Consider the following 24,549-nt stretch of genomic DNA (forward strand, 5'->3'; position numbering starts at 1 on the left):
AAAATGACTGCGTGCCCCGTGGCTGCGCGTCCCCTGCCCGAAGGGCGGCACTAGACTCCTTCCATGGCCATCTACATCGACCCGCCGCTGTGGCCTGCACACGGAACACATTTCTCGCACCTGGTCTCGGACTCTTCGCTGGATGAGCTGCATGCGTTCGCAGCTGCCGCGGGGATCCCGGAGCGGGCGTTCGACGGCGACCATTACGATGTGCCGGAGCGCCGCATTGAGGAGCTGGTGGCGGCAGGCGCGGTCCGGGTGGAGGGCAGGGTGCTGGTCCGCAAACTGATCGCCAGCGGGCTCCGGATCCCGGCACGCCGGCGGAACAAGTCGCTGAAGGTCCCGCTGCTGACCCGCTGGGAGGCCATCATGCCGGGCCGTGACGCACTGTTCCTGGACCTGCTGGACCGGTGGAGCGAACCACACCGGCATTACCACGGCTGCACCCACCTGCTCTCCGTCCTGGAGGCACTGGACCTGCTCACCGAACCGGGCGAGGCGCCGCCGACCGTGCTGCTGGCGGCCTGGTTCCACGATGCCGTGTACCGCGGCGCGGCGGGCAGGGACGAGGAGGAGTCCGCCCGGCTGGCGGAAAGCCGGCTGGCCGGGACCGGGCTGCCGCCGGACGAGGTGGCGGAAGTGGCGCGGCTGGTCCGCCTCACGTCGGACCACCGGCCCGAACCAGGGGACCACGACGGCGCCCTCCTCTGCGACGCGGACCTCTCGGTCCTCGGCGGCGATCCTGAGGAATACGCCCGCTACCTTGCCGCTGTCCGCAAAGACTACGCGCACATCGGTGACGCCGACTTCGCAGCCGGCAGGGCCGCCGTCGTGCGCCACCTGCTGGAACTGGACCCGCTCTTCCACCACCCGCGGGCCCGGGAACTGTGGCAGGACGCCGCGCACCTGAACCTGAAAGGTGAACTGGCATGAACGCCCCGGGCTCCGGTTCACGGCACACGCACTCCGCCAATGCCGCGCACCGCCAGCTTCCGTTCACGGTCAGGCTGGACTGGGGCCTTGATGGAGCCGGGACCGTGGCGTCCGGCGCCGACATTGCGGTGGTGGTGGATGTCTTTTCCTTCAGCACCTGCGTCAGTGTGGCGCTGGACCGCGGCGCGGAGGTGTTTCCCTACCCGTGGCGGGACACCAGCGCCGAAGACTTCGCCGCCCACCACCAGGCGCAGCTGGCCGGCCCGCGCGGCGGTGGCGGGCTGAGCCTCTCCCCCGCAAGCCTCCGCGCGGCAGAAGCCCTGGGAAAAGTGGTCCTTCCCTCCCCCAACGGGTCGGAACTTTGCCACGCGCTGGCCGGGGACGTACCGCTGGTGGCCGCAGTGTGCCTCCGGAACGCCGCAGCCACGGCCGACTGGGTGGCGGCGAACCTTCCGGAGGACGCGGTACTGGCGGTGGTTGCTGCCGGGGAGCGCTGGCCGGACGGCACGCTGCGGCCTGCGGTGGAGGACCAGATCGGGGCGGGCGCGTTCATCGCCGGGCTGGCGGCCGCCGGCAGGGGCGGCTACGAAGCCGGGGACGGCAGGCACGGCTACGCGCCGGAGGCCGTAGCTGCCATGGCCGTTTTCGAAGCCGCCGAACCTCGGCTGCGTGAGATGCTCCAGTTGTGTTCCAGCGGCCGCGAGTTGACCGGGGCCGGCTACCCAGAGGACGTGGACATCGCCGCGGAACTGGACCAAAGCGATTCGGTGGCCCTCCTGCGCAACGGGGCGTTCCGGCCGCTCTAAGGGGCTGCGGCTTCCACGGGTTTACGGATGCCGGAACCGGATGCAAAACTGCACGGATGAGCCTGCGCATCCAAGCCCTTGCCATTGATTCCACCGACCCCCGGGTTCCTGCTGCCTTTTGGGAAAAAGCGCTTGGCTGGCGCCGCACCCATGAAGAGGACGACGAGATCGTGCTGGAGCCGCCGGCAGGCAGCGCCGGGGACGGCGTGTTGCCGGACCTGCTTTTCCTCAGGGTCCCGGAGCAGAAGGAACTCAAGAACCGCCTTCACCTGGACCTCCGCCCGGAGGACCAGGACGCGGAGGTGGCCAGGCTGGAAGAGCTGGGCGCCCGGCAAATCTCGGTGGGACAGGGGGCAGCGGCAACCTGGGTTGTCATGGCTGATCCCGACGGCAACGAGTTCTGCGTGCTGCGGGCGATGCGCCCGGACGGATCCGCCTAGCGGTGGCGGCTGACGGGGTAGTTGCTCACAAACGGCGCATTGGTGGGCACGATCTGCTTGCCCAGCGGCATAAGGGATACCGGGATGAGCTTGAGGTTGGCGATGGCCAGCGGGATCCCGATGATGGTCACGGCCATGGCGAACGCGGTCACCACGTGGCCAATGGCGATCCAGATGCCGGCCACGAGCAGCCAGATCACGTTGCCCAGCAGCGAGAAGACACCGGTGCCGCCGGGCTTGTCCACCACCATCCGGCCGAACGGCCACAACGTGTAGGCGGCGATCCGGAACGAGGCGATGCCCCAGGGGATGGTGACGATCAGCAGGCAGCAGACCACGCCCGCGAGGAAATAGCCCAGGGCCAGCCACAGGCCGCCGAAAACCAGCCAGATGATGTTCAGAAGTGTCTTCATGCACCCATTCTGCCCCCAGCCCCTGCCACACGGCGCTGGGGGACTCCCCTGATCCTGCCCTGATCCCCGGCCGGGCTGCGGCGCCTACACCGTGGCGGCCGACTTTGCGGCGTGGACAAAGGCGCGGATCTTGGCAGGGTCCTTCACGCCCCGGGATGCCTCCACGCCTGAGGAAACATCCACTCCCCAGGCATGCGCGGCCGCTGATGCCTGGCCAACATTGGCAGCGTCCAGTCCGCCGGCGAGCAGCCAGTTCCGTCCCTGCAGCACCGGCAGGTCCGCCACGGAGGCGTAGTCCCAGGATTCCCCTGAGCCCGGCACCGCGGCGTCAATCAGGAGCAGGTCCTCGCCCCAGTCGTCGAACTCATCCTGGCCGGCACCCATGGTGACGGCCCTGACCAGCTTCATGCCGGCGTCGTGCACTGTTGCCACGTCCGCACGCGACCGCTGGCCGTGCAGCTGGATCCATTCCAGGCCTGCGGCCCGGGCAATGGCGATGGCGTCCGCCACGGGCTCATCCCGGAAGACCCCGATCGGGGAAACACCCTTGGGGACCCCTGACAGCAGGGAGGCCACCTGCGACGGCGAGACAACGCGGGGGCTTGCGGTGAGGACGAACCCCACGGCGTCCGCGCCGGCATCCACCGCTTCACGCACCGATTCGGGCGTGCTGAGACCACACACTTTAACGAACATTCCCGGCTCCTTCAGGCTGTTTTCGTGATGACCCCCCGCAGGAGAGTAGCAGGGACAGGGTACGGGCTGCGACGCGTGACCACCGCAGCGAACTAGGCTGGGCTGATGCAGATCATCCGCTTCGCTGAACTCAAGGCCGAACCATGGCGCAACGGCGGCGGGGTGACCAGGGAAATCGCCCGCCAGGGCGCGGCCGACGGCGGCTGGGACTGGCGTGTGAGCATCGCAGACGTGGCCAAGGCCGGGGACTTCTCCGCGTTCCCCGGCATGGAGCGGGTCCTGACGGTCATCGAGGGGGAATTGCTGCTGCTCACCGTGGACGGGGCGGAACAGCCCCTGGAGAAGTACCGTCCCTTCAGGTTCGACGGCGGCGCCGCCACCGTGGCCAAACTGCCCACCGGGGACATCCGGGACCTGAACGTCATCACGCGAACGGCCGCCTTCAAGGGCTACACGTCCATCATCGAGCTGTCCAAGAAGCGCGCCCACCCAGTGTTTGAGGGCCAGCTTGCGGTGCTGCTGCAGGGGCAGGCGACGGTCAGGGACAGCGGAAATGAGCCGCTGGAGCTGGGCAGGTACGACGCCGTGGTGGGTTCCGACGCCGACTCGCCCGAGGTCCTGGGCCGCGGCTTCCTGGCCGTGGTGTCGCTCGATCCGGTTACAGCCGTGAACTGAACCCTTCCACCGGTACCACGGCGCCCCTCCGGCGCGCCTCCTCAGCCGCGAAAACCACCGCATGGCTGACCAATGACTCCTCCAGCCCCGACACCACTCCGGACCAGTCACCGCCGGCCAGGGCAGCGACCCAGGCCTGCACGAGTCCCCGGTCGCCGCCTTCATGCTTTTCGCCGGGCACCGTGGGGGCAGCGGCGGGGGCGGGGTAGGCGGTGGTGGTCCCGGTCAGGAAGTCATGGACCGAGATGCTGCCTGCCTCGATGGAGATTTCTCCGTGGCTCCCGAAGATCCTGGTGCGGCGCGGGCCTGCGGCGGTGAAGGCCGTGGCGGTGAAGGCGGCGGTGGTGCCGTCCTCGTAGTCGATGTTCACCACCTGGTGGTCCACCACGTCGTTGCCTCCTGAGTAGACGCACCGCCCGTAGGGCCCCGTTGCCAACGCCTTCCACAGCGATTCCGGTGTGCCGCCCGGGTCCACCACGTCGGCAAAATAGGCCCTGCCGGGGTCCGCAGGGGCACCGTCCGCCGGCCGGCCCGGCGCGTAGATGCGCAGGGCCGAATAGGGGCAGCGGGCTTCCGCCGGGCAGTCCGTGCAGCGCCCTGACGCGCCTTCCGGCGCTTCCTCCGGACGGAAATGCGACAGCCTGCCAAAGGAGGACACCCGAAGGGGCCGGCTTCCAATGATGAAGGAGAGCCAGTCGACGTCGTGCGTGCACTTGGCCAGCAGGAAGGGGCTGGACTCCGCCTCACGCCGCCAGTTCCCGCGGACGTAGGAGTGCGCGAAATGCCAGAAGCCCACGGGTTCCAGGTGCTGGACGGAGATGACCCGGCCCACTGCCCCGGCGGAGAGAAGTTGCCGCAGCAGGGTGGTCAGCGGCGTGTAGCGCAGGACGTGGCAGACGGCTGCCCTGATTCCCGATTCCTGCTGCAGGCGCGCCAGCTCCGCGCAGCCGGCGGGGTCGGGCGCGATGGGTTTCTCCAGGAGGACCGGGTAGCCGTGGGCTGCGGCGGCCGCAAACGGCCTTCCGTGGTCGCGGTCCGGGGTGGCAATGATGATGCCGTCGGCAGGCAGCCGGGTGCGGAGCATGGCCTGCCAGTCCTCGAAGACACGCTCCGCCGGCACGTGGAGCTCCGCCGCGATGGCTTCGCGCAGGTGCCGTCGCGGCTCCGCGATCCCCACCACGGCGGCCCGGCCGGTGTCCACGGCAAGCCGGGCATAGGCGGAACCCCGTGCACCGGCGCCGGCAATGAGGAGGCGCACCGGTGGTGCGGTTACTGGAATGGACGACGGCGGCGCCTCCACGGGTCAGCCGGCGTCAGGATCGGCGAGCCATTCCAGGGCAACGGCCGCCGTCCAGGACTGGTCCATGCTGCCAAGCGGCTCGCCGGTAAACGGTTCGTAGTACTCGGCGAAATGGCCCTCCATCAGCTGGGCAAGGGAAGCGTCCCGCAGCCGCAGGTACCGTTCCCCGTCGCCGCGCCTGCGCAGGCAGCCCGCCAGGAACCAGTTCATCACCGGCCAGACCGGTCCGCGCCAGTACTGCCGGGGTTTGAGGCCCTCATAGGTGGTGGAGGTTGATGCCGGCAGCGGGAAGGCCAGGCGCGGGTCGCCTGTCCAGTCCGGTCCTTCGAAGATGTCCAGCTGCCGCCGCATCAGGGAGTCATCCGCCGTGGAGATGAGCGGCGCGAACCCGGCCATCGTGGGCAGCCCGATCCATTCACCGGCCAGCACATCGCGGTCCCGCGCCAGCCCGGTTTGGTCATCCACGGTGGCGTCCACGCCCTCCCGGAACTCCTCCGCCCACTCCCGCAACCGGGCCACATCCCCGCGCAGGCCGATGTGTTCAGCCAACACGGCCAGGTCCTCGTTGGCCGCGGCGAAGATCGCCGACATGAAGACGTCCTTGACCTGGAAGTCCATCACTTCCGGCAGCCGGGCGTCGTCAAACCGGACGCCGGCCATCTGCTGCACCAGCCAGAGGTAGCGGCTGTATTCCTCGTCGCTGGGCCGCTGGCTCCGGTCGGTGACCTTTTGCGTGTCCGTCCGGACAAAGGGCTCCATCGGCCCGGGATGGACCCTGGAGTATGGTCCGTCGAACCGCGGCGAGTTATCCATGCCGGACTCCCAGCCATGGTAGATCGTGAGCAGGCCCGAGCCGTCGCCACCGCGGCTGGTGCGCAGCCACGCATGCCAGCGGATCCACTGGGACAGCGTCCGCCGGGTGAACTCTTCGGCGAGCCGGGCGTCCTCGCCGCCCGCCGCCGTCGCGCGCTCCACGATGCGGCGCAGCAGCGTCGCGTGGACGGGCGGCTGGCAGATGCCGCTGGACTGCACCCCCTCGGGCGATGCTCCGCGCGTTCCCCACCGCTCCACGTCCGGGAAGTAGCCGGGGACGTCGGAGAACACGATGTGCGGAATCATCCCGCTTTTCCACTGCGCCGCGAGAAGGTAGTCCAGCTCCTGCAGCGCCCGGGCCACGCTCACCGTGGACAGGCCGGTGGCCACGAAGGCCGCGTCCCAGCTCCACATGTGCGGATAGAGATTCGGCGCGGCGGTGACCATGGTGCCCAGGTCATTGGCGGCCAGGACATCCCTGGCCCGCTGCCTCATGTCCGCCAGGTCCCGAAGCGGAAAACCAGTCGCGTCCGCTTCGGCGCTCACGCCGTCAGCCCCAACTGGGTTTCCGTGTCGAAAAAGCGGAGGGCGCTTTGCTCGAAACGCAGTCCCACCGTGTCCCCCGCCGAAACCCGCGCTGTTGAGGGAACCTGGACCTTGACGGTCTGCCCACCCAGGTCCACGGTCAGCAACGTGGCGTGTCCGAGCGGTTCCACCACCTCCACGGCCGCATCCAGGGAACCCTCCGCGCCCCGCTGCTCCAGCGAAATGTTCTCGGCCCGGATGCCCACCATGACCGCCGTGCCGCCGGTACGGGCCGCTGCCCGGGCCAGGAATTCGGGCGCCGCGATGCTCTGGCCGCCCACTTCCAGGCCACCTTGCGGGGTGATCCGGCCGTCCAGGAAATTCATGGGCGGGGATCCGATGAAACCGCCCACAAAGCGGTCGGCCGGCTCCTCGTACACCGTGATCGGGTGGCCGAGCTGGGCGATCTGGCCCTTCTTCATCACCGCCACCCGGTCCGAGAGGCTCATCGCCTCCACCTGGTCGTGGGTGACGTACAGCGTGGTGGAACCGAGCTGCTGGACGATCTTCTTCAACTCGGCGCGGAAGTCGAGGCGAAGAAGGGCATCCAGGTTGGACAGGGGCTCATCCATCAGCAGCACATCGGCGTCCATGACAATGGCCCGGGCCACGGCGACACGCTGCCGCTGGCCGCCGGAGAGGTTGGCGGGGTAGCGGTCCAGGTACGGGCTCAGCTGCAGCAGGTCCGCCGCCCATTTCACCTTCCGCTCCAGCTCTTCCCGGGGGACCTTCTTCATCATCAGCCCAAACGCGATGTTGGTGCGGACGTTCCGGTGCGGGAAGACGGCGTAGGACTGGAAGACCATGGACAGGTTGCGGTCCTGCGGGGGCAGGTAGGTCACGTCCCTCCCGCCGATGGAGATGCTGCCCTGGTCCGGGAAGTCCAGGCCCGCCACCATGCGCAGCAGGGTGGTCTTCCCGCAGCCGGAGGGTCCCAGCAGCACCATGAACTCGCCCTCGGCAACCTCGAGGGAGACGTTGTTCGTGGCCAGCTCGGTGCTGCCCGGGTAGGTCTTGTGCAGACCCTTGATGGAGATGTCAGCCATGGGACGGCCTCTCTGGGACGCAATCAGCGGATGGTGGAGCCCCACATGTTGGTGAGGTAGCGGCGCATGAAGAAGATGAAGACCAGGGCCGGGACCACCAGCAGGAAGCCGCCGGCGAAGCGGTAGGCAAGTGGCGATTCGGCGAGGGAGCTGAGGACCTGGGCAGGGAGGGTGCGCTGGTTCAGGGTCAGGATCGACGCGCCCAGGACCTCGTTCCAGGACATGACGAACGTGAAGATCGAGGCCGCCGCGATGCCGGGTATGGCCATGGGCAGCACCACTTTGAGGAAGGCCTGCACCGGGCTGCAGCCGAAGATCCGCGCCGCTTCCTCCACGTCCCGCGGAACACCGAGGAACACCGAGGCCGTAATCAGGATGGTGGTGGGCAGGGCCAGCGCCGAGTGGAGCAGGACGACGGCGAGCGCACTGTCGTACAGCCCCGTCTGCAGGAAGAGCTGGGCCAGCGGCACGGACAGCACCACGATCGGCAGGGCGCGGGTGAACAGCAGGAAGAGCTGGTACGGCTCCCTGCCCCGGAAGGCAAAGCGCGCCACGGCGTATCCTGCCGGAACGCCGATGAGCAGCGACAGCACAAGCGTGAACACGCCCACCTGGACGGAGTTGATGAGGCCGCCCAGGATGCCGGTGGACTGCAGGAAGGTCTGCATGGTCTCGGTGGAGAAGTTGTCCGGGATGAAGCTGAGCGGGAACTTCTGCAGCGATTGCCGGCTGGACATCGCGGCCAGGGCGATCAGGTAGATGGGCAGTGCCATGAAGAGCGTGATCAGGATGCAGGCCACCTGGAGGAGCACCCGGTTGCGGCGCTGCCGGGCCAGGGGCCGGCGGTCCACCGCGGGTTCGGGCCGGTCGGCACCGGCAGTGGTCCTGGCCGTCGTTGCATGGCTCATCGCGCCGCCTCCGTCTGGTCCCTCAGGAGTTTCAGGTAGCCCACGGCCGTGACCATGGAGACGAACATGACCACCAGCGCCAGCGCCGATGCCACGTTGGGATCCTGCAGGCCTGTGTACCAGCGGTAGGTCTCGCCCACCACCAGCGGAAAGTTCTGGCCGGTGAGGGCAAGGGCAACGGCGAATGTCTGGAAGGCCAGGATGGTCCTCAGGATCAACGCTGTTTGCAGGCTGGGACGCAGCAGCGGCAGGGTCACGTGCCACAGCCGGTTCCAGAAGCTGGCCCCGAATACCCCGGCAGCTTCCTCGTAATCCTTGGGAATGGACTGCAGGCCGGCCACGACAATCACGAACACCAGCGACGTGGCACGCCACACCTCCGCAATGAGCACCGCCGCGAACATGGAGGGGTAGTTGTCATAGGCGAGCCAGGAGACGGGCTGCTGGCCCATGGATGCAAGGAGCGAGTTGAGGTAGCCGCGGTCCGTGAAGACCGTCAGCCACACCAGGCCGGCGGCGAGGTCGCTGACCGCGAGCGGGATGGCCCAGATGTAGAAGTAGGCAGACGCCCCCCGGGGCTTGGCCCGGATCAGCAGGGCCATCGCCAGGGCGAGGACGAACTGGATGGGGATCATCACCACGATGAGCAGGAGGGTGTTGCCCACCGAGGACCAGAAGTACGGGTCTTGGGACATCCGGGTGAAGTTGGCCGTCGTCAAGCCTTCGGGGCCGCCGAATGCCTGCAGGACGCCGCTGACCATCGGCCAGCCAAAGAGCAGCGTCATGAACACGATCGACGGGGCGATCAGGAGCAGGGCCGCGGAGCTTCCCCTCCTCCTGGGGGCACGGACCTTGGGCCCCGCAGGGGGAACGTGCGGCCTGGCTGCCGCCGGCGCGTCCGGTGCGGCCATCACGCGACCTTGCAGGGGGATGTCTTGGGATCCGGCGCCCAGCACGGGACGTTGAGGGTGTCCATGATCTTGGCCAGTTCCGCGCCCTGCTTGTCCAGCGTGGCCTTGACGTCCGAGTTGTTCAGGCAGATCTCCTGGAAGCAGTTCTTGAACAGCTGGGAGACCTGGGGGTCCTTGTCGCCCAGGCCCACGGGCGGCAGGGCGAGCAGGGCGTCGGAAGCCTCCTGCTGCGCCTTGACGGCCTTCGCTTCAAGGGCGATGCCGCCTGGCAGGTCGCCGCCGATGTCCGTCTTCACCACAGGGAAGAATGCGTTGGATTTCAGTGTCTCGATCTGCGCCTCGGGCTTGGACAGGGCCTTGATGAGCTCAAAGGCTTTGTCCTTCTCCGGGGAACCCTTCGGCACTGCCATGCCACCCACGATCAGGAGGTAGCCCCTGCCCTTGGGCCCGGACGGGGCCGGAACCATCTGCCAGTCGTCCGGCTTGTCCTTGACGGCCGTGATGAGGCGCGCCACGTGGTCCCAGGCCACCAGGACCTCGCCGTTGGCCAGCGGTTCCTGCATGAAGTCGTAGTTGGTGGACGCCGGATTCGTGTTGGCCCAAAGCTCGCGCATGTACGTCCAGGCGCTGACGGCGTCCTGGTTGCGGAAGGTGGTGATTTGCCCGCCCGTGAAGCTGGGCAGCAGGAAGCCCTGGTAGAAGCGGTGGTGGAGTCCCTTGGGGCCGGCGGGAAGGCCGAAGACGGGCCGGCCGTTGGCGTCCTTGGCCGCCTTGGCCCACGCAAGGTACTGGTCGTAGGTGAGCTTGTTGACGTCAGCTCCCGACGGCAGCCACTGCAGCGCCTTCTTGTTGATGGCCAGCACGTAGGTGGCCTGGATCCAGGGGATGTACCGGGGGACGTCGGTGCCCAGCTTGGCCAGCTCGGTCACATCCTTGGAGTAGCCCGCCGAGGAGAGGTCGTTCATGAGCGAGCTGAGATCCTCAAGCTGCGAGGCGAAGGGGGCCAGGTCACCGTGCAGTCCGCCTGCGATTCCCACCTCGACTTTCCCCGCTGCCAGCTGGGATTTCAGCGTGGTGTTGAATACGCCCGTGTCAACGGGGTTGTAGGCCACGCTGATGTCCCCCGCGAATTTCTTGAGCGTGGCCTCGTACTTCTGGCGTTCCTCCACCGGGGAGAACTGCGTGGAGAGGAAGCTGACTGAACCCTTGCCTCCGCTCCCGCTGGTATTCACCCCGCAGGCTGCAAGGACCGGACCGGCCGCCAAAACCGTCAGGCCCCCCTTCAGCAATGCTCGCCGGCTGACGTCGTGGTGGGCGGAAACGGACATTAGAGCCTCCTGGGGTGAAGTGAACTGCTCCCCGGAAGTTGGACTGACTAAATAAGAGCCTAAGCCGCGAGGGTCTGGGTCCGGTATTGCACCGGGCTCAGGCCCTTGAGCTTTGTCGAGATTCTTTCGGTGTTGTACCAGCGGATGTATTCGTGCAGTGCCCCTGCCAAGGCGTCGGTGCTGAGGTATCGCACGTGGTGGAAGAGCTCTTCCTTAAGGTGGCCGAAGAAGTTTTCCATCACGGCGTTGTCGTAGCAGTTGCCCTTGCGTGACATCGACTGGCTCGCGCCGGCTTCCTGTAAGAGTTTTCGCCACGAGACGTGCTGGTACTGGAAGCCCTGGTCCGAATGCACGAGTGGCTGCTGGTTATCCTCAAGGCAGGCAAGGGCCTGGCGCAGCGAATTATTGGTGAGCTCCAGATTCGGAGACGGGCTGATCGAGTAGGAGATGATCTGCCGGTCGAAAAGATCCATAACCGGCGAAAGGTAGAGCTTACGGTCGCCGACGCTGAACTCCGTCACATCCGTTACCCACTTCCGGTTCGGGGCATCAGCCTCGAACTCCCGGTTCAACACGTTCGGAGCAACCCGGCCCTGCCCGCCCTGGTAGGAGTTATAACGCTTCTTCCGCCGGACCTTGCACACCAGATTCAGGGACCGCATGAGCTTCAGAACGGTCTTTTTCGCGACCGTCCACCCTTGCTTGACCATCTCGGTGTGGACCCGCCGGTGCCCGTACCGGCCATGGTTCTTCTCGAAAATTTCCCTGACAGCGGCCTTGATGAACTCCTGCGGATCAGGGCCTTGGATGCGTGCCTGATGATAGAAGAACGTCGATCTGGCAAGAGATGCTGCCTGCAGCAGGACCGGAAGCGGGAAGTCAGCCTTGAGAGCGATGAGGGCTTGGACCTTCACCGTCGTTCCTGCGCCCTCAAGGCCCGCAATTTTCCCAGGTAAGCCACTTCCGCCCGCAACCGTTCGTTCTCCCGCCGTAACCGCTCCAGTTCCGATACCTCGGCCGGCTGCGGGGCATCAGGTGCCTTAGGCCTGCCCTTGGACTTGGGACGTAATGCGTCCGGGCCCTCGCGGCGATACGCCCGGGCCCACGTCTTCAGTAGCGTGGGCGAGGACAAACCCACCTCCGCCGCGAGATCCGGGGCAGTCTCACCGGCGATAAACCGTTCAACCAGCGCGAGCTTGAATTCGAACGAGTACACCTGTTTCGTCGGCTTGGCCACCAGCGCTCCTCGACCATGGATCTTCCACCGCCGATAGAGAACCCTTATCGGCGGGCGGGACACCCCTAGCAACGTCGCCGCCGCACTATCCGCGATGCCCTTCTCAAACCACGCTACAGCGGCCTCACGCTGAACCTCAGACAACGAACTACGTGCATGCATAAAACTGCTCCCCGGAAGTCGGAACTGAATTTCTCAGTCCAACTTCCGGGGAGCAGTTCAGAAGGGCTGCTAGGTATTTTGTCTGATGATCGATCATAATTGTGTGATACAGATCGCGTCAATGATGGACGGGCCATACCCGCGCCCGCAGTGGAAAGGAGGCCTGCCGCATGACGGAGCAGAGGACGCTGGTGGGCGAGACCGCCCAGCCGTCGCCGGGGCCGGCCACCAGCGCCGGGCATCTTCTCCAGCTCCTGCGCTCCAACACCGCGGGGTACAGCCGGGCGGACCTGCTGGAGATCACCGGAATGGCGCGATCCACCCTCTACGAGCGGCTCGATGCACTTTTCGCGGCGGGCCTTGTCTACGAGTCCACTCCCCTGCGCGCCCAGCGGGGCCGGCCGCCCCGCTCCCTCCGGTTCGATGACCGCGACAAGCTGGTGGTGTGCCTGGAAATCGGCCATACGCACGCCGGAATCCATCTCCTGTCCCTGAGCAGGGAGGTGGTGGCTTCCGTCCGCATCCCTGTGGAGATCGGGAATGCGCAGGAGGTGGTGGTGGACCAGGTGGTGGGTGAGGCGCTGCGGCTGCTGGACGGCCGGCAACCCGTAGGGGCAGGAGTGGGACTGCCCGCCCCCGTTGACCCCCTCCACCGCCTGGGCCTGGAGCGGACCGTCCTTGCCCATTGGGACCTGCAGCTTTTGCAGGAGGCCATGGAATCCAGGCTCGACTGCCCGGTCCTGCTGGAAAACGACACCCGGTCAATGGCGGTGGGGGAGGTCCGCGGCCCGCTCGACTCCCTCGTCGCGGTGAAGGTCAGCACCGGGATCGGCTCCGGCATCATTGTCCGGGGCTCGTTGGTGCGCGGCGCCCACGGGGCCGCCGGTGACATCGGGCATGTGCGCATCCCGGAAGCCGCCGGCTGCCGGTGCCGGTGCGGCAGGGACGGCTGCCTTGCGGCGGTGGCCTCCGGGCGCGCGCTGCTTGCCGCCCCGCAATTTGCGCATTATGGGTCGCTGCGGCGGCTCGTTGACGCGGCCGACGACGATCCGGACGTCCGTGCCGCAGTCGCAGACGCCGGAAGGGTGCTCGGACGCGTCCTCGCCGCCATCGTGGGAACGCTGAACCCCGGCCGGGTGGCGGTGGGCGGGCTGGTGGGGGTCCTCCCTGGTTTCCTGCAGGCCTGCCGGCAGCAAATCCTGGCCGATGCCTTCGAACCCTCGCTGGTGGATCTGGAGATCGTCCCTGCTGACAGCCGGAAGGCCACCGCAGTGGGCCTGTGCCGGCTGGTGGAGGAGAGCCTCTACGCGCCGGAGCGGGTGGAACAGCTGCTGGCGCAACGCGCCGGCTGAGAGCGCCGGTTGATCCGGCCGGCCACCGCGGGTGGTGAGGTTGGGCACCAACGTGGCCGCCCGCCGTCGTGCGTTGCTACGCTGGGATCCAAGGCTCCACCCCGAGCCTCCGGACGACGGTTCAGTACCCGGCACGCGACAAGACTGGCCAAAGGATCTGGTCATGGCGTGGTTAATCCTCATTCTTTCCGGCGCGCTGGAGGCCGTCTGGGCAGCCGCCCTGCACAACGCCTCCCGGGCTTCCGGCCGCCGGCGCGTGGCCCCTGCCGCCCTGTTCCTTGTGGCCGTTGCCGCCAGCACCGGCGGACTGGCCGTGGCCATGCAGTCCATTCCCACCGGCACTGCCTACGCGGTTTGGGTGGGGGTGGGCGTGGTCCTGACCTCCGCCTATGCGATGGCCAGCAAGGTTGAACGTCCGACGGCGGCGCGCCTGCTGCTGCTGTCCGGCATCGCCGCGTGCGTGGTTGGCCTGAAGGTGGTGGCGTGATGATGAAGAGCCCGTTTCCCTGGCTGGTGCTCCTGGCCTCCGCTGTCCTGGAAGCCGTGTGGGCCACGGCGCTGGGCTTGTCCGACGGTTTCAGCAGGCCGCTGCCCACGCTCGTCTTCGCCGTCACGGCCGCCCTGAGCATGCTGGGCCTGGGCATGTCCATCCGCAGCATTCCGCTCGGCACCGCCTACGCCATCTGGGTGGGCATTGGCGCCGCATTGACGGTGGGCTGGGCGATGGCCACCGGGGTGGAACCGTTCAGCGTGGTGAAACTGCTGTTCATCGCAGGCATCGTGGGCTGCGCGGCCGGCCTCAAGGCGCTGCCGGCCAGGGACCACGCCGCCGCTGACTATCCCGTGGAGTCGAGCCGCCGCTGATCCCGGCGGTTAGGCTTTTGCCATGGACTCCCCCGAGATCACTGACGCCTTGGACGCCCTGCGGCACCGGGTAGCGCCCGGAACGCGGACCATCCTGGGCATCGCCGGGGCGCCGGGCTCCGGGAAGTCCACCTTTGCCGCCTGGCTGCAGGAGCAGTTCGGCCCGGGAATGTCGGTTGTGGTTCCCATGGACGGTTTCCACCTGGGCAACGCCATCATCGAGGGGACCCCGCTGCGGCAGCGTAAAGGCGCCATTGATACGTTCGACGCCGGCGGGTACCTTTCGCTGCTGCGCCGCCTGGTGCGCCGGGACGAGGCCGTCGTCTACGCACCGGAGTTCCGCCGCGCCCTGGACGAGCCGGTGGCGGCTTCCATTGCCGTGCCGGCGGACGTCCCGCTGGTCATCACGGAGGGCAACTACCTGCTGGCGGACCAGGAACCGTGGAAGGAGGTACGGGCGCAACTGGACCAGGTCTGGTTCCTCGAGACCCCGCCCGCGCTGCGGCTGCAGCGGCTGGTGGACCGGCACGTATCCTTCGGGATGGACCGGGAGGCTGCGGTGGCCTGGGCCGGCGGACCCGATGAAGCAAATGCCCGGCTGATCCAGGCCACCCGCCCGGCCGCGGACCGCATCATCCCCTGGCTTTAGACAACCAATTCCAAGAGCAGGAAACGAACAGGAGCACCCATGGCAAACGCACCCACCGACCGCCGCGGCACCGTCCAGCTTGGCGACGGCCTGGCCGTCAGCCCCCTTGGATTCGGGGGCATGGCCCTTACCCCCGTATACGGCGAGGTTGACCCCGCCGAGGCACTGCGGACACTGCATCACGCCGTTGACGCCGGCGTCAGCTTCATCGACACCGCGGACATCTACGGCGGCGGCAGCAACGAGGAACTGATTTCCCGGCTGCTCAAGGACCGGCGGGGCGAGGTCCAGCTGGCCACCAAGTTCGCGCTGGTGGGCACGCCGACTGACGGCTACACGGACATCCGTGGCGACGCCGGGTACGTGCACCAGGCCGTTGAGCGGAGCCTGCAGCGGCTGGGCACCGACGCCATCGACCTGTACTACATGCACCGCCGGGACGTCAGGGTGCCCATCGAGGAAACCGTGGGCGCCATGGCGGAACTGGTCCAGCAGGGCAAGGTCAAGCACCTGGGCCTGTCAGAAGTGACGGCGCAGGAGCTGCAGGACGCGGCAGCGGTCCACCCGATCGCCGCGGTCCAGAGCGAATGGTCCATCTGGAGCCGGGACGTGGAACGCAATGTTGTTCCCGCCGCAGCCGCCCTGGGAGTGGGATTCGTCCCCTACTCGCCGCTGGGCCGCGGATTCCTCACCGGAACCGTCGATACCGCAAGCCTGGGCGAGAAGGACTTCCGGCGGAACATCCCCCGCTTTGCGCCGGACGCCGCAAGCGCCAACCAGGCGGTGGTGGACGCCGTCCGGGCCGTGGCGGACCAGCTGGCCGCCACGCCGGCGCAGGTGGCCCTGGCCTGGCTGCTCGCCCAGGGCAAGCGGCTCGGCCTGCCGGTCGTCCCCATTCCCGGCACCCGCAAGGCCGCACGCATCGACGAAAACCTTGGCGCGCTTGCCCTGGACCTCACCCCGGCGCACCTGGAGGCCCTCGACGCAGCGTCGGACGCCGTCGTCGGCTCCCGTTCAGCGGACCCCGCCTGGGTGTCCGAAGGCCGGGAATAAAGCCGCTCTCCAAAAACCCGTCCCTCACCCAACCCAAGGAGCCCCATGCCTGCCATCGTCCACTTCGAAGTCCAGATCGACCCCGCCCACCGCGAGAACGCCGCGAAGTACCTGTCCGAAACGCTGGCCGCCACCCGGGCGTGGCCCGGCAACCAGGGCATCGAAGCGCTGGTGGATGACGCCGACCCCTGCCACATCCTGGTGGTGGAAACCTGGGCCACCACGCAGGACCATGACGACTACGCGGCCTGGCGGAGAACACCGGAAGGCAAGAGCGCGCTGCATGAGGTCCTGGCCGCGCCGCCATCCAAGCAGGTCTACTCGACCACCCTGCCGCTGGACCTGTAGCCCGTGGCTGGAACAAAGCCCATGGAATCACTTCGCTACGACCTGCCGGCCCTGACCATCCGCAGCATCTCCGTCAGTGCGATGGACAACAACGTGTACCTGCTGACCGCCAAGGAAAGCGGGGCACAGCTGCTGATTGACGCCGCTGACGATCTCCCTGCCATCCAGCAGCTGCTCGCGGACGGCGCTGCGGACACATCGGCCACTCCGCGCCTGGCGCTGGTCGCAACCACGCACCAGCACTGGGACCATGTCCGGGCGCTCAAGGGGCTGGTGGAGGCCACCGGCGCGCGGACAGCCGCCGGAGCGGACGACGCCGATGCGTTGCCGGTTCCCGTGGACGTGCGGCTTGGCCACGGGGACGTCGGCAATTTCGACGGCTTCGACGTGACCGCCGTGCACCTGCGCGGGCACACGCCCGGCTCGATCGCTTTTGTCTACCAGGATCCGGACGGCCCCGCCCACATCTTCTCCGGCGACTCGCTGTTCCCGGGCGGAGTGGGCAACACGCAGAAGGATCCCGGCCGGTTCACCCAGCTCCTGTCCGATGTCACGGAGCGGCTGTTCAACGCCTACCCGGACAGCGCCGTGGTGCACCCGGGGCACGGCAAGCCCACCACGCTGGGCGCCGAGCGGCCGCATCTGGAAGAGTGGCGCGCCCGCGGCTGGTAGGTACGTCAAATACAAAAAAGGCGGGCTCAACCGTGTGGTTGAGCCCGCCATTTTCATTGGCTAGTTCATTGGCTAGCGGCCGCGGCGTTCGTTCGACGCCGGGGCGGACGCGCGGCGCGGGCCGCTGCGGGCCGGACGGCCGGAGCCGCCGCCATTGCCTGCACTGTAGGAGCCGCCTGAGGTTCCACCGGTGTTGGAGGACCAGACAGCCTTGCTGCCGCCGGTTGCACCCGCACCTGAGCGCTGGCCGGATGCCCCCGCTGCTGCACGCTGGCCGGTTGCGGGGCGGCCGCTGCGCTGGCCGCCGCCGGCGGGGCGTCCGCCTGAAGCCGGACGGCCGGTGCCGCCGCGCGGTGCGTCGCTGCGGGTGATCCGGGAATCGCCCCGGCCCTCTGCTGCACGGCCGTCCGAACCGCGGCCGGCCGATGAGCGGCCACCTGCTGCGGGGACGTCGTTGCGGTGGGTCGAAGCGGTACCACGGCCACGGGCGTTGCGGCGGGCAGCGGCTGCTGCCACCGCGCGGTCCTCATTTTGCTCGGCATTGCGGTCGAATGCCGCGCGGGCTTCCGTGCGGCCCTCGAAGGCCACGGCCCGGCGCTCGGCGCGGGGAACATCGGTGCGGGCCGGTTCGGCCGAAACCTTGCCGCGTCCGCCCCGGCCGCCGCGCCCACCGGCAGACGGTGCAGCCTGGCGGCGTGCACGCTTGCGCTCAGCATTGGCACCGGTGGAGGTGCCGCCGCCCTGGCGGGGAGCCTTGGCGGCCATCAGAGCGGCGCGGGTGCGGGGGTCGACCTTGTCGGCGATCTCGCCCACCAGGTCGGCCACGAGCGGGGAGTTTGCCGTGACGCGCTCAAAGTTCACGTCGACGCCGGCAGCCTTCATGAGTTTCTTGACGTCGGACTGCTGCTCCGGGAGGGTCAGCGTGACCACGGTGCCGTCGGAGCCGGCACGCGCGGTGCGGCCGGAACGGTGCAGGTACGCCTTGTGCTCGGTGGGCGGGTCCACGTGGATGACCAGTTCGACGTCGTCGACGTGGACACCGCGGGCAGCGACGTCGGTGGCCACCAGGACGCGGACGTCGCCGTTGGAGAACTCGGCGAGGTTGCGGTCGCGGGCGTTCTGCGACAGGTTGCCGTGCAGGTCGACGGCGGGGATGCCGGCGTCGGTCAAGGTCTTGGCCAGCTTGCGGGCGTGGTGCTTGGTCCGCATGAACAGGACGCGGCGGCCGGCACCCGAAGCGAGCTCAACGATCAGCTGCTTCTTGACGGTCTGGTCGTTGACCACCAGCACGTGGTGCTCCATGGTGGTCACCGCGGCCTGCGGGTCGTCCACAGAGTGGGTGAGCGGGTTGGACAGGTAGCGCTGGACGATCTTGTCCACGCCGTTGTCCAGGGTGGCGGAGAAGAGCAGGCGCTGGCCCTGGCTGGGGGTCATGTCCATGAGCTTCTTGACCACGGGCAGGAAGCCGAGGTCGGCCATGTGGTCGGCCTCGTCCAGGACCGTGATCTCCACTGCCTCCAGGGTCAGGATGCGCTGGCGGATCAGGTCCTCCAGGCGGCCTGGGCAGGCGATGACGATGTCGACGCCGGCACGCAGCGCCTTTTCCTGGCGGGCCTGGGAGATGCCGCCGTAGATCACGGTGGTGTTCAGGCCGGCGGCCTTGGCCAGCGGCTCGATGGTGGCGTTGATCTGGGTTGCCAGTTCACGGGTGGGTGCCAGGACCAGGCCCATGGGGCGGCCGGGTTTGCGGAAGTGCTTGGCTTCCCGCTCAGCGAGTCTTGCTACAAGCGGGATGGCGAAAGCGATGGTCTTGCCGGATCCGGTCCGGCCGCGGCCCAGGACGTCACGACCGGACAGCGTGTCCGGAAGGGTCTTCACCTGGATGGGGAACGGTTCAACAATTCCCTGGGCGGAAAGGGTGTCTGCAAGGGCCTTGGGAGTACCGAGGGCAGCAAAAGTTGTCATGTAGTTTTTACGGTCTTTCAGGCGGTATCCATGCGGATATCGGCCCCCGATGCCGGTTGGACCAGGGGTTCGCCGAAGAAAAGTCAGGTGATCAACCGTGCCGCTGCAAATAAGGACAGCCGGCAGGGACCAAATGGAACGCGTTCATCGACGCAGGATGTGCCTCTCACATGAAGAAAGCCCACTCCCTGGAAAGGTTCTCCAGATCAGGAGCAGGCGGCATCACTGCACATCAAGTTCCTCCAGTCTAGCACCCCGCGGCCCTGTAACCGACCCCGGCGTTGCCTTCGGGGCTCCGGCGGGGCACTGTTGAGGCATGAGCGAACAGCCGGGCCGACGCCAGGAGACGCAGCACGAGGAGACCCACCGGCATCACGGGAACGACGGCGGCGGCGCGCCGGAAGGGGGCGGCGGCGGCATCGATCCCGCAGCGGCATGGGACGAGCGGTACCGCACCAAGGCGCGGCTTTGGAGCGGAAAGCCGAACCCGCAGCTGGTCCGGGAAGCCGGCGGACTGCGTCCGGGCAAGGCGCTGGAACTGGGATGCGGCGAAGGCGCCGACGCCATTTGGCTTGCCCAGCAGGGCTGGTCCGTGACCGCCGTCGACGTTTCCGCCGTCGCCCTGGAACGGGCGCATTCCCACGAACTGGCGGAGCTGGCGCGGGAAAGCGTACGCGCGTCCAATGGCGACATCGCCAGCCGGATCACCTGGCAACTGGCGGACCTGACGCAGTGGCAACCCGGCACTTCCTATGAACTGGTGACGTCCCAGTTCCTGCATTCCCAGGAACTGGACTGGCGGATCCCGCTGCGCACGGCTGCCTCCGCCGTCAAGCCCGGCGGAACCCTGCTGGTGGTGGGCCACCACCCGCACCGGCTGCCGCCCTGGGGCAACGACCACCACCAGCACCTGGACATGTTCTACACGGGTGATGACGTGGTCCGCGAACTGAAGCTCAACGGCCCCGGGTGGCAGATCGAGGTCCTCACCAGCAGGGAGCGGCCGGTGACCGGGCCGGAGGGGCAGGAGGCGACCATTGCCGACGTCGTCCTGCGCGCCACCCGCCTGCCCTAGTTCCCCGCGGGCTTCCCGGCGGTGACGCGGGGTGCCACCAATGCCGCGGCGACGCCGATGGCCGCGGTGAAGGCGAAGACGCCCGCGAAGGACTGGGCCGCCGTCGTAAAGGCTGCGAAGACGAGCCCTGTGGTGGCGAGCGACAATGCCCCGCCGAGGGAATCGGAGATGGACATGGCGGAGCTGTTGAAGCCTTCGTTCTCCTTGGTGGACAGCGCCAGGGTCATCACGCTCAGGCGCGGGTAGAGCAGGCCCATGCCGCCGCCCGCCAGGACCCAGCCGGCGATGGCGACGGCGGCCGGCCAGTGCAGCGCGGTGGTGGCCAGGGCCAGGAGCACGGCCGCCAGGACCATGAGCGACCCCACCCGGACGGCGCGGAGATCCGGGAGCCGGGAGCCCAGCCGGCCCTGGACAGCGGCGGCACCGGCCCAGGCCAGCGCACCCCCGGTGAGGGTCAGGCCCGCCAGGGTGGGCGGGAATTCGTACCGGTCGATCAGCAGGTAGGGCAGATAGACCTCGGCGCCGAAGAACGACGCCGAGGCGAGGCCCCGCGCCAGGATCACGCTCGGCAGCCCGCGGCGGGCTGTGAGGGTACCGGCGGGCACCAGGGGCCGGACAGCCACCAAGGCAAGGACGACGGCGGCGGACGCCAGGAGTGCCGTGGCGGCGGGAAAAGCGGGGATGCTGACGTCGGCGGAAAGGTTCAGGCCCAGCACGGCGAGCGCGGCCAGCGCCGCCCACCCCAGGCGTCCGGGGGCCCAGGGCGGAGCAGTGTTATCCGGCGCTCCTGTCTTTTCGCGCTCTGCAAGCCCCCGCAGTACCGGGGCGATCATTGCCAGCGCCGGAATGACCAGGCCAACCACACCCAGAAACACCCAGTGCCAGCTGAAGACCTGGGCCACGACGCCGGCGGCGAAGGGCCCCACCAGCGAGGGAACCACCCAGGCGGCCGAGAATGCGGCGAAGATCCTGGGGTGCAGCGGCCCGGGAAAGAACCGCGCCACCAGCACGTAAAGCGCCACGGTGAGGGCGCCGCCGCCGAGCCCCTGGACCAGCCGGCCGGCAACCAGCACGGGCATGGAGCTTGAGGTGCCCGCGATCAGCAGGCCGGCCACGAACAGTGCCACGGAGGTGTAGAGCGGCATGGCCGGGCCGCGGCGGTCGGACCAGTTTCCGGCGCCCACCATGCCGATCACGCCGGTTGCCAGGGGTCCCGCAAAGGCCAGGGCGTAGAGGCTTCCGCCGTTCAGTTCCCGGCTGACCAAGGGCATGATGGTGGTCACGGCAAGGGATTCGAAGGCGGCCAGGAACACCAGGGCGCAGGTGCCGATGGTGACCCAGAAGTACGGGGGCCGGAAGATCCCGGTGGCGGGATGGGCGGCCGGGAGGGTGGAGTCGCGCACAGCGTTCCCTAGCCCACGTACCGGTCCCGGCCGGAGCGGTAGCCGAAGACCGCCGCGAGCAGGCCGACCACCATGAACAGGACTCCGGCGGGAATGAAGGACCCGGTGGCCTGGTGCAGCTGGCCCACCATGAGGGTTCCCGTGGAGCCCACCCCGTAGCCAACACCCTGCATCATGCCCGAAAGATGCGCGGCGGTATGCCCGTCGCGCGTGCGGAGCATGATCAGGGTCAGCGCGCAGGCGGTAAGGCTTCCCTGCCCCAGCCCCAGCAGCCCGGCCCACACCCAGACCAGGTCCAGGGGGCCCAGGATGCTCAGCACGAACCCGCTGCCGGTCATCAGCGCCACCACCGTGTTGATGGCGCGCTGGTCCCGGAACCTGGCGGCCAGTGCGGGGGCGAACAGGGAACCCAGCATCTGCAGCACGATGCACACGGCAACGATCAGCCCCGCGGTGGCCCCGTCAACACCCCTCTCGCGGAGGATGGGGGCCAGCCAGGCGAAGCCGCTGAAGGACATCATGGCCTGCAGCACCATGAAGATGGTCACCTGCCAGGCGACGGGTGAGCGCCACACGTTGACCCCGTCCCTGACCGCCTGGTGCCGGACGGTCCCCTGCCGAACGGCCACGGGAAGGAACAACAGAAGGACGACGGCGGCGGGCACCGCCCAGACCCACAGCGCCCTGGTCCACTCCCCCGTCGCGGTGTAGACCGGGTAGGTAAAGCCGGCACCGAGCGCGGCGGAGGCGCAAATCGCGGTGGTGTAGAGGCCGCCCATAAGTCCCAGCCGGTGCGGGAAGTCGCGCTTCACCAGGCCCGGAAGAAGCACGTTGCACAATGCGATGGCCGCGCCGCAGGCTGCCGTGCCCACCAGGAGGGCAGGCAGGTGGCCGGCGCCGCCCAGGGCAGCACCGGTGTCCACTGGCCGCAGCAGCAGCCCCGCAGTCAGCAGGGCCATGGCCCCCAGCAGTACCCGCTCCGCACCGAACCGGCGGGCCAGGACCGGCGCAAGCGGCGCGAACACACCCAGCAGGGTGACGGGAACGGTGGTCAGCACCACCACGGACCAACCCGGCAGCGCGGCCTGCGAGGTCACCTCCGGAAGGACCGCGGAAAGGCTGGAAAAGACGCTGCGCAGGTTCAGTCCGATCAGGACCAGGCACACCCCCAGATAGGCAAGGGCACGGCGGCTGCCCACCCGGGTGGGCTCCGCTGCCGGAAGCTCATCGATTTCTGCGTCCACGAGGGTGCTGGTGTCCACCACGCTGCTGCCTGTCCGGGCCCTTCCCCGGGCGTCGGCGGAGGCATCCCCCCGCCGCTGCTTCTTCGCTTCGGCATTCGTTGCGTCCGTCATGCGCCCATTCTTGCAGGGAAGCGCCGCCGGGAGTTTTCCACATACGACGCCGGGTACCTTCCCGCACCCCCTGCAGCTTCATAGGTTGTAAGCAGCCGCAGGCCGGCAAATGGCTGGACCAACAAGCCGCACCAACTTGAGGGAGCATCATGGAAACGACGCCATCACAGGACCCCCACCCTCCCCTGCCCCCGGGCGTGCACGGCAATGGAGGGCCAGGCAACGGAGGAACAGGCAACGGAGGAACAGGAAATGCAGGGCCAGGCAACAAGGGAACGAACAGCCTGGTCCTGGCGATTCTTGCCCCAGCGAGCATGTTCCTCACCGGGCCGCTGTCCATGTTCGCCATGTTGATGACCTACCCGGACGAAGGGCCGTCCCCAAGGCCGTGTGTAACCCCCATGGTGCTGTTCAGCCTGCCTCTCCTCTTCGCCGTACTGGCGCTGCGGCTGGCACTGCCCGCCCTGAAGGGGTCCCCGCGGGGATCGGGCAACTGGTCTGCCGCGGCAGTTTCCCTCTGCATCTGCGGCCTGGTCTTCGCCCTGGCCTTGGGCCCGGCACTCGACGCTATTGGCCTGTTCTGACCGCCCTGATCTTCCGCTGCCCCCGCGGCGCTATTCTGGAAGGGATGAGCGAATCCCCTGAAAACCCCCAGCAGCCGCATGTCCCCAGGCCCGTTACGCCCGGGACCCAGGCCTCCTTTGGCACCTACGGCGGCCGGCCTGTCAGCTTCGTGCGCCGCGGCACCAGGCTGCAGGGCCGGCGGCAGGCTGCCTGGGCAGAGCACGCCGAGCGCTGGGCCGTCAACGTTCCACGTCACGTGGCCAACACCTCGGTCCACCCCGACTACACCTTCGACGCCGCCGCAGAGTTCGGCCGGGAGGCCCCGCTTATCGTCGAAATCGGCTCCGGCCTTGGCGACGCCATCTGCCATGCGGCCGAACAGAACCCGGACACCAACTTCCTGGCCGTCGAGGTCTACACCCCGGGCTTGGCCAACACGATCATCAAGATCAACAGCCGCGGCCTGGACAACGTCCGGGTGGTGGAGGCAAATGCCCCGGAGGTGCTGGCAACCATGCTGCCCGAAGGCTCGGTCAGCGAACTGTGGGTCTTTTTCCCCGATCCCTGGCATAAGTCGCGGCATCACAAACGCCGGCTCATCCAGCCGGAGTTCGCCAAGCTGGCGGCCCGGGCGCTGAAGCCCGGCGGCCTGTTCCGGATCGCCACCGACTGGTCCAACTATGCCGTCCACGTCCGGGACGTCATGGCAGGCTCAGCGGACTTCGAGAACCTGCACACCGGAGAGCGCCGCGGACCCGAAAGCCCGCTCACCCAGGTGTGGCAGTCCGGCGTCGAATCGGTGGTGGGCGGCGCCCCCGTCCGCGAGGGACGCGCACCGGTGAGCACGGAGCACACCGGTCCCAACGAAGGCGTGGATGAAACGGGCGGCTGGGCTCCCCGCTTCGAGGGCAGGATCCGGACCAGCTTCGAGTCGAAGGCCCACGAGGCAGGCCGCCTGATCTTCGACCTCTGCTACCGCCGCCGCTGAGGGGTGCC

Annotated in this window: 27 protein-coding genes and 1 riboswitch; of the genes, 14 read left to right on the plus strand and 13 right to left on the minus strand. The window is 68.2% G+C overall.

From position 1 onward, the window contains the following. Positions 1-63: 63 nt before the first annotated feature. Genes LDO86_RS18040 through LDO86_RS18050 form a run of 3 tightly spaced genes read left to right on the plus strand, consistent with a single transcriptional unit; the run spans position 64 to position 2,179 of the window. The gene (locus LDO86_RS18040; RefSeq protein ID WP_018772134.1) at positions 64-933 is read left to right on the plus strand and encodes a DUF4031 domain-containing protein; all 870 of its coding nucleotides are present in this window, start codon (positions 64-66) and stop codon (positions 931-933) included. Beyond that, complete coding sequence (locus tag LDO86_RS18045; RefSeq protein ID WP_018772135.1) at positions 930-1,739, plus strand: 2-phosphosulfolactate phosphatase; 810 nt, start codon at positions 930-932, stop codon at positions 1,737-1,739. The genes LDO86_RS18040 and LDO86_RS18045 overlap by 4 nt, the downstream gene beginning before the upstream one ends. Positions 1,740-1,795: 56 nt before the next feature. Further along, positions 1,796-2,179: a VOC family protein gene (locus tag LDO86_RS18050; protein ID WP_018772136.1), complete on the plus strand. Its 384-nt coding sequence runs from the start codon at positions 1,796-1,798 to the stop codon at positions 2,177-2,179. Here the strand turns inward: LDO86_RS18050 and LDO86_RS18055 are convergent. Together LDO86_RS18055 and LDO86_RS18060 are read right to left on the minus strand one after the other, a co-directional pair. Further along, positions 2,176-2,592 carry a YccF domain-containing protein gene (locus LDO86_RS18055; RefSeq protein ID WP_018772137.1) on the minus strand — a complete coding sequence of 139 codons (417 nt, stop codon included), beginning with the start codon at positions 2,590-2,592 and terminating at the stop codon, positions 2,176-2,178. The genes LDO86_RS18050 and LDO86_RS18055 overlap by 4 nt on opposite strands. 84 nt (positions 2,593-2,676) lie before the next feature. Beyond that, positions 2,677-3,288: a phosphoribosylanthranilate isomerase gene (locus LDO86_RS18060; RefSeq protein WP_018772138.1), complete on the minus strand. Its 612-nt coding sequence runs from the start codon at positions 3,286-3,288 to the stop codon at positions 2,677-2,679. A gap of 105 nt (positions 3,289-3,393) precedes the next feature. Here LDO86_RS18060 and LDO86_RS18065 point away from each other — a divergent pair, with 105 nt between their 5' ends. Next, positions 3,394-3,963, plus strand: a complete 570-nt coding sequence (locus LDO86_RS18065) for a HutD family protein (RefSeq protein ID WP_018772139.1) — start codon at positions 3,394-3,396, stop codon at positions 3,961-3,963. Here the strand turns inward: LDO86_RS18065 and LDO86_RS18070 are convergent. Genes LDO86_RS18070 through LDO86_RS18105 form a run of 8 tightly spaced genes read right to left on the minus strand, consistent with a single transcriptional unit; the run spans position 3,947 to position 12,091 of the window. Continuing rightward, entirely contained in the window at positions 3,947-5,221 is a 1,275-nt protein-coding gene (locus LDO86_RS18070) for a Gfo/Idh/MocA family oxidoreductase (protein ID WP_018772140.1), read from the minus strand. The genes LDO86_RS18065 and LDO86_RS18070 overlap by 17 nt on opposite strands. A gap of 45 nt (positions 5,222-5,266) precedes the next feature. Further along, entirely contained in the window at positions 5,267-6,622 is a 1,356-nt protein-coding gene (locus LDO86_RS18075) for a hypothetical protein (RefSeq protein WP_018772141.1), read from the minus strand. Continuing rightward, positions 6,619-7,707: an ABC transporter ATP-binding protein gene (locus LDO86_RS18080; RefSeq protein ID WP_018772142.1), complete on the minus strand. Its 1,089-nt coding sequence runs from the start codon at positions 7,705-7,707 to the stop codon at positions 6,619-6,621. Before LDO86_RS18080 ends, LDO86_RS18075 begins: the two co-directional genes overlap by 4 nt. Positions 7,708-7,730: 23 nt before the next feature. Continuing rightward, a complete protein-coding gene (locus tag LDO86_RS18085; RefSeq protein WP_018772143.1) occupies positions 7,731-8,615 on the minus strand; it encodes a carbohydrate ABC transporter permease in 885 nt (294 codons plus the stop codon). Further along, entirely contained in the window at positions 8,612-9,526 is a 915-nt protein-coding gene (locus LDO86_RS18090) for a sugar ABC transporter permease (protein ID WP_018772144.1), read from the minus strand. Before LDO86_RS18090 ends, LDO86_RS18085 begins: the two co-directional genes overlap by 4 nt. Continuing rightward, positions 9,526-10,854: an ABC transporter substrate-binding protein gene (locus tag LDO86_RS18095; RefSeq protein WP_018772145.1), complete on the minus strand. Its 1,329-nt coding sequence runs from the start codon at positions 10,852-10,854 to the stop codon at positions 9,526-9,528. The genes LDO86_RS18090 and LDO86_RS18095 overlap by 1 nt, the downstream gene beginning before the upstream one ends. A gap of 59 nt (positions 10,855-10,913) precedes the next feature. Then, the gene (locus LDO86_RS18100; RefSeq protein ID WP_018772269.1) at positions 10,914-11,768 is read right to left on the minus strand and encodes an IS3 family transposase; all 855 of its coding nucleotides are present in this window, start codon (positions 11,766-11,768) and stop codon (positions 10,914-10,916) included. Next, a complete protein-coding gene (locus LDO86_RS18105) occupies positions 11,765-12,091 on the minus strand; it encodes a transposase (protein WP_018772270.1) in 327 nt (108 codons plus the stop codon). Before LDO86_RS18105 ends, LDO86_RS18100 begins: the two co-directional genes overlap by 4 nt. Before the next feature lie 332 nt (positions 12,092-12,423). On the opposite strand from LDO86_RS18105, the gene LDO86_RS18110 reads away from it, so the two are divergent. From LDO86_RS18110 to LDO86_RS18140, 7 genes are all read left to right on the plus strand, one after another. Continuing rightward, entirely contained in the window at positions 12,424-13,605 is a 1,182-nt protein-coding gene (locus tag LDO86_RS18110; protein WP_056391782.1) for an ROK family transcriptional regulator, read from the plus strand. 88 nt (positions 13,606-13,693) lie between these two features. Further along, a riboswitch (guanidine-III (ykkC-III) riboswitch) is annotated at positions 13,694-13,758 on the plus strand. A 10-nt stretch (positions 13,759-13,768) separates the two neighbouring features. Further along, the gene (locus LDO86_RS18115) at positions 13,769-14,092 is read left to right on the plus strand and encodes an SMR family transporter (protein WP_018770085.1); all 324 of its coding nucleotides are present in this window, start codon (positions 13,769-13,771) and stop codon (positions 14,090-14,092) included. Then, positions 14,092-14,469 (plus strand): multidrug efflux SMR transporter, encoded by a 378-nt coding sequence (locus LDO86_RS18120; RefSeq protein ID WP_018770084.1) that lies wholly within the window; start codon positions 14,092-14,094, stop codon positions 14,467-14,469. Before LDO86_RS18115 ends, LDO86_RS18120 begins: the two co-directional genes overlap by 1 nt. A 22-nt stretch (positions 14,470-14,491) precedes the next feature. Further along, complete coding sequence (locus LDO86_RS18125) at positions 14,492-15,118, plus strand: nucleoside/nucleotide kinase family protein (RefSeq protein WP_018770083.1); 627 nt, start codon at positions 14,492-14,494, stop codon at positions 15,116-15,118. 39 nt (positions 15,119-15,157) lie between these two features. Continuing rightward, a complete protein-coding gene (locus LDO86_RS18130; protein WP_018770082.1) occupies positions 15,158-16,171 on the plus strand; it encodes an aldo/keto reductase in 1,014 nt (337 codons plus the stop codon). Positions 16,172-16,216: 45 nt separating this feature from the next. After that, positions 16,217-16,519, plus strand: a complete 303-nt coding sequence (locus tag LDO86_RS18135; RefSeq protein WP_018770081.1) for an antibiotic biosynthesis monooxygenase — start codon at positions 16,217-16,219, stop codon at positions 16,517-16,519. A 21-nt stretch (positions 16,520-16,540) separates the two neighbouring features. After that, positions 16,541-17,191 (plus strand): MBL fold metallo-hydrolase, encoded by a 651-nt coding sequence (locus LDO86_RS18140; protein ID WP_018770080.1) that lies wholly within the window; start codon positions 16,541-16,543, stop codon positions 17,189-17,191. 72 nt (positions 17,192-17,263) lie between these two features. On the opposite strand, the gene LDO86_RS18145 is transcribed toward LDO86_RS18140, so the two are convergent. After that, positions 17,264-19,156 carry a DEAD/DEAH box helicase gene (locus tag LDO86_RS18145; RefSeq protein ID WP_018770079.1) on the minus strand — a complete coding sequence of 631 codons (1,893 nt, stop codon included), beginning with the start codon at positions 19,154-19,156 and terminating at the stop codon, positions 17,264-17,266. 316 nt (positions 19,157-19,472) lie between these two features. Between LDO86_RS18145 and LDO86_RS18150 the strand changes: the two genes are divergently transcribed. Continuing rightward, entirely contained in the window at positions 19,473-20,231 is a 759-nt protein-coding gene (locus tag LDO86_RS18150; RefSeq protein WP_018770078.1) for a class I SAM-dependent methyltransferase, read from the plus strand. Here the strand turns inward: LDO86_RS18150 and LDO86_RS18155 are convergent. Continuing rightward, positions 20,228-21,634, minus strand: coding sequence for an MFS transporter (locus LDO86_RS18155; RefSeq protein ID WP_018770077.1), 1,407 nt, complete (start codon positions 21,632-21,634; stop codon positions 20,228-20,230). The genes LDO86_RS18150 and LDO86_RS18155 overlap by 4 nt on opposite strands. A gap of 8 nt (positions 21,635-21,642) precedes the next feature. Continuing rightward, positions 21,643-22,989: an MFS transporter gene (locus LDO86_RS18160; RefSeq protein ID WP_018770076.1), complete on the minus strand. Its 1,347-nt coding sequence runs from the start codon at positions 22,987-22,989 to the stop codon at positions 21,643-21,645. A gap of 401 nt (positions 22,990-23,390) precedes the next feature. On the opposite strand from LDO86_RS18160, the gene LDO86_RS18165 reads away from it, so the two are divergent. Continuing rightward, positions 23,391-23,573: a hypothetical protein gene (locus LDO86_RS18165; protein WP_224084133.1), complete on the plus strand. Its 183-nt coding sequence runs from the start codon at positions 23,391-23,393 to the stop codon at positions 23,571-23,573. A 44-nt stretch (positions 23,574-23,617) separates the two neighbouring features. Beyond that, positions 23,618-24,541 carry a tRNA (guanosine(46)-N7)-methyltransferase TrmB gene (trmB, locus tag LDO86_RS18170; RefSeq protein ID WP_018770074.1) on the plus strand — a complete coding sequence of 308 codons (924 nt, stop codon included), beginning with the start codon at positions 23,618-23,620 and terminating at the stop codon, positions 24,539-24,541. The last annotated feature ends 8 nt before the right edge of the window (positions 24,542-24,549 follow it).

This window comes from Arthrobacter sp. StoSoilB19 (assembly GCF_019977275.1).
GTDB lineage: Bacteria > Actinomycetota > Actinomycetes > Actinomycetales > Micrococcaceae > Arthrobacter.

Bases quoted from the DNA above. Each gene is read 5' to 3' on its own strand.
- LDO86_RS18135 (WP_018770081.1), top strand. From the start codon at position 16,217: ATGCCTGCCATCGTCCACTTCGAAGTCCAGATCGACCCCGCCCACCGC.
- trmB (WP_018770074.1), top strand. From the start codon at position 23,618: ATGAGCGAATCCCCTGAAAACCCCCAGCAGCCGCATGTCCCCAGGCCC.
- LDO86_RS18160 (WP_018770076.1), bottom strand. From the start codon at position 22,989: ATGACGGACGCAACGAATGCCGAAGCGAAGAAGCAGCGGCGGGGGGAT.
- LDO86_RS18045 (WP_018772135.1), top strand. From the start codon at position 930: ATGAACGCCCCGGGCTCCGGTTCACGGCACACGCACTCCGCCAATGCC.
- LDO86_RS18095 (WP_018772145.1), bottom strand. From the start codon at position 10,854: ATGTCCGTTTCCGCCCACCACGACGTCAGCCGGCGAGCATTGCTGAAG.
- LDO86_RS18050 (WP_018772136.1), top strand. From the start codon at position 1,796: ATGAGCCTGCGCATCCAAGCCCTTGCCATTGATTCCACCGACCCCCGG.
- LDO86_RS18065 (WP_018772139.1), top strand. From the start codon at position 3,394: ATGCAGATCATCCGCTTCGCTGAACTCAAGGCCGAACCATGGCGCAAC.
- LDO86_RS18080 (WP_018772142.1), bottom strand. From the start codon at position 7,707: ATGGCTGACATCTCCATCAAGGGTCTGCACAAGACCTACCCGGGCAGC.
- LDO86_RS18145 (WP_018770079.1), bottom strand. From the start codon at position 19,156: ATGACAACTTTTGCTGCCCTCGGTACTCCCAAGGCCCTTGCAGACACC.
- LDO86_RS18120 (WP_018770084.1), top strand. From the start codon at position 14,092: ATGATGAAGAGCCCGTTTCCCTGGCTGGTGCTCCTGGCCTCCGCTGTC.
- LDO86_RS18110 (WP_056391782.1), top strand. From the start codon at position 12,424: ATGACGGAGCAGAGGACGCTGGTGGGCGAGACCGCCCAGCCGTCGCCG.
- LDO86_RS18115 (WP_018770085.1), top strand. From the start codon at position 13,769: ATGGCGTGGTTAATCCTCATTCTTTCCGGCGCGCTGGAGGCCGTCTGG.
- LDO86_RS18060 (WP_018772138.1), bottom strand. From the start codon at position 3,288: ATGTTCGTTAAAGTGTGTGGTCTCAGCACGCCCGAATCGGTGCGTGAA.
- LDO86_RS18085 (WP_018772143.1), bottom strand. From the start codon at position 8,615: ATGAGCCATGCAACGACGGCCAGGACCACTGCCGGTGCCGACCGGCCC.
- LDO86_RS18090 (WP_018772144.1), bottom strand. From the start codon at position 9,526: ATGGCCGCACCGGACGCGCCGGCGGCAGCCAGGCCGCACGTTCCCCCT.
- LDO86_RS18165 (WP_224084133.1), top strand. From the start codon at position 23,391: ATGGTGCTGTTCAGCCTGCCTCTCCTCTTCGCCGTACTGGCGCTGCGG.
- LDO86_RS18040 (WP_018772134.1), top strand. From the start codon at position 64: ATGGCCATCTACATCGACCCGCCGCTGTGGCCTGCACACGGAACACAT.
- LDO86_RS18140 (WP_018770080.1), top strand. From the start codon at position 16,541: ATGGAATCACTTCGCTACGACCTGCCGGCCCTGACCATCCGCAGCATC.
- LDO86_RS18055 (WP_018772137.1), bottom strand. From the start codon at position 2,592: ATGAAGACACTTCTGAACATCATCTGGCTGGTTTTCGGCGGCCTGTGG.
- LDO86_RS18125 (WP_018770083.1), top strand. From the start codon at position 14,492: ATGGACTCCCCCGAGATCACTGACGCCTTGGACGCCCTGCGGCACCGG.
- LDO86_RS18130 (WP_018770082.1), top strand. From the start codon at position 15,158: ATGGCAAACGCACCCACCGACCGCCGCGGCACCGTCCAGCTTGGCGAC.
- LDO86_RS18150 (WP_018770078.1), top strand. From the start codon at position 19,473: ATGAGCGAACAGCCGGGCCGACGCCAGGAGACGCAGCACGAGGAGACC.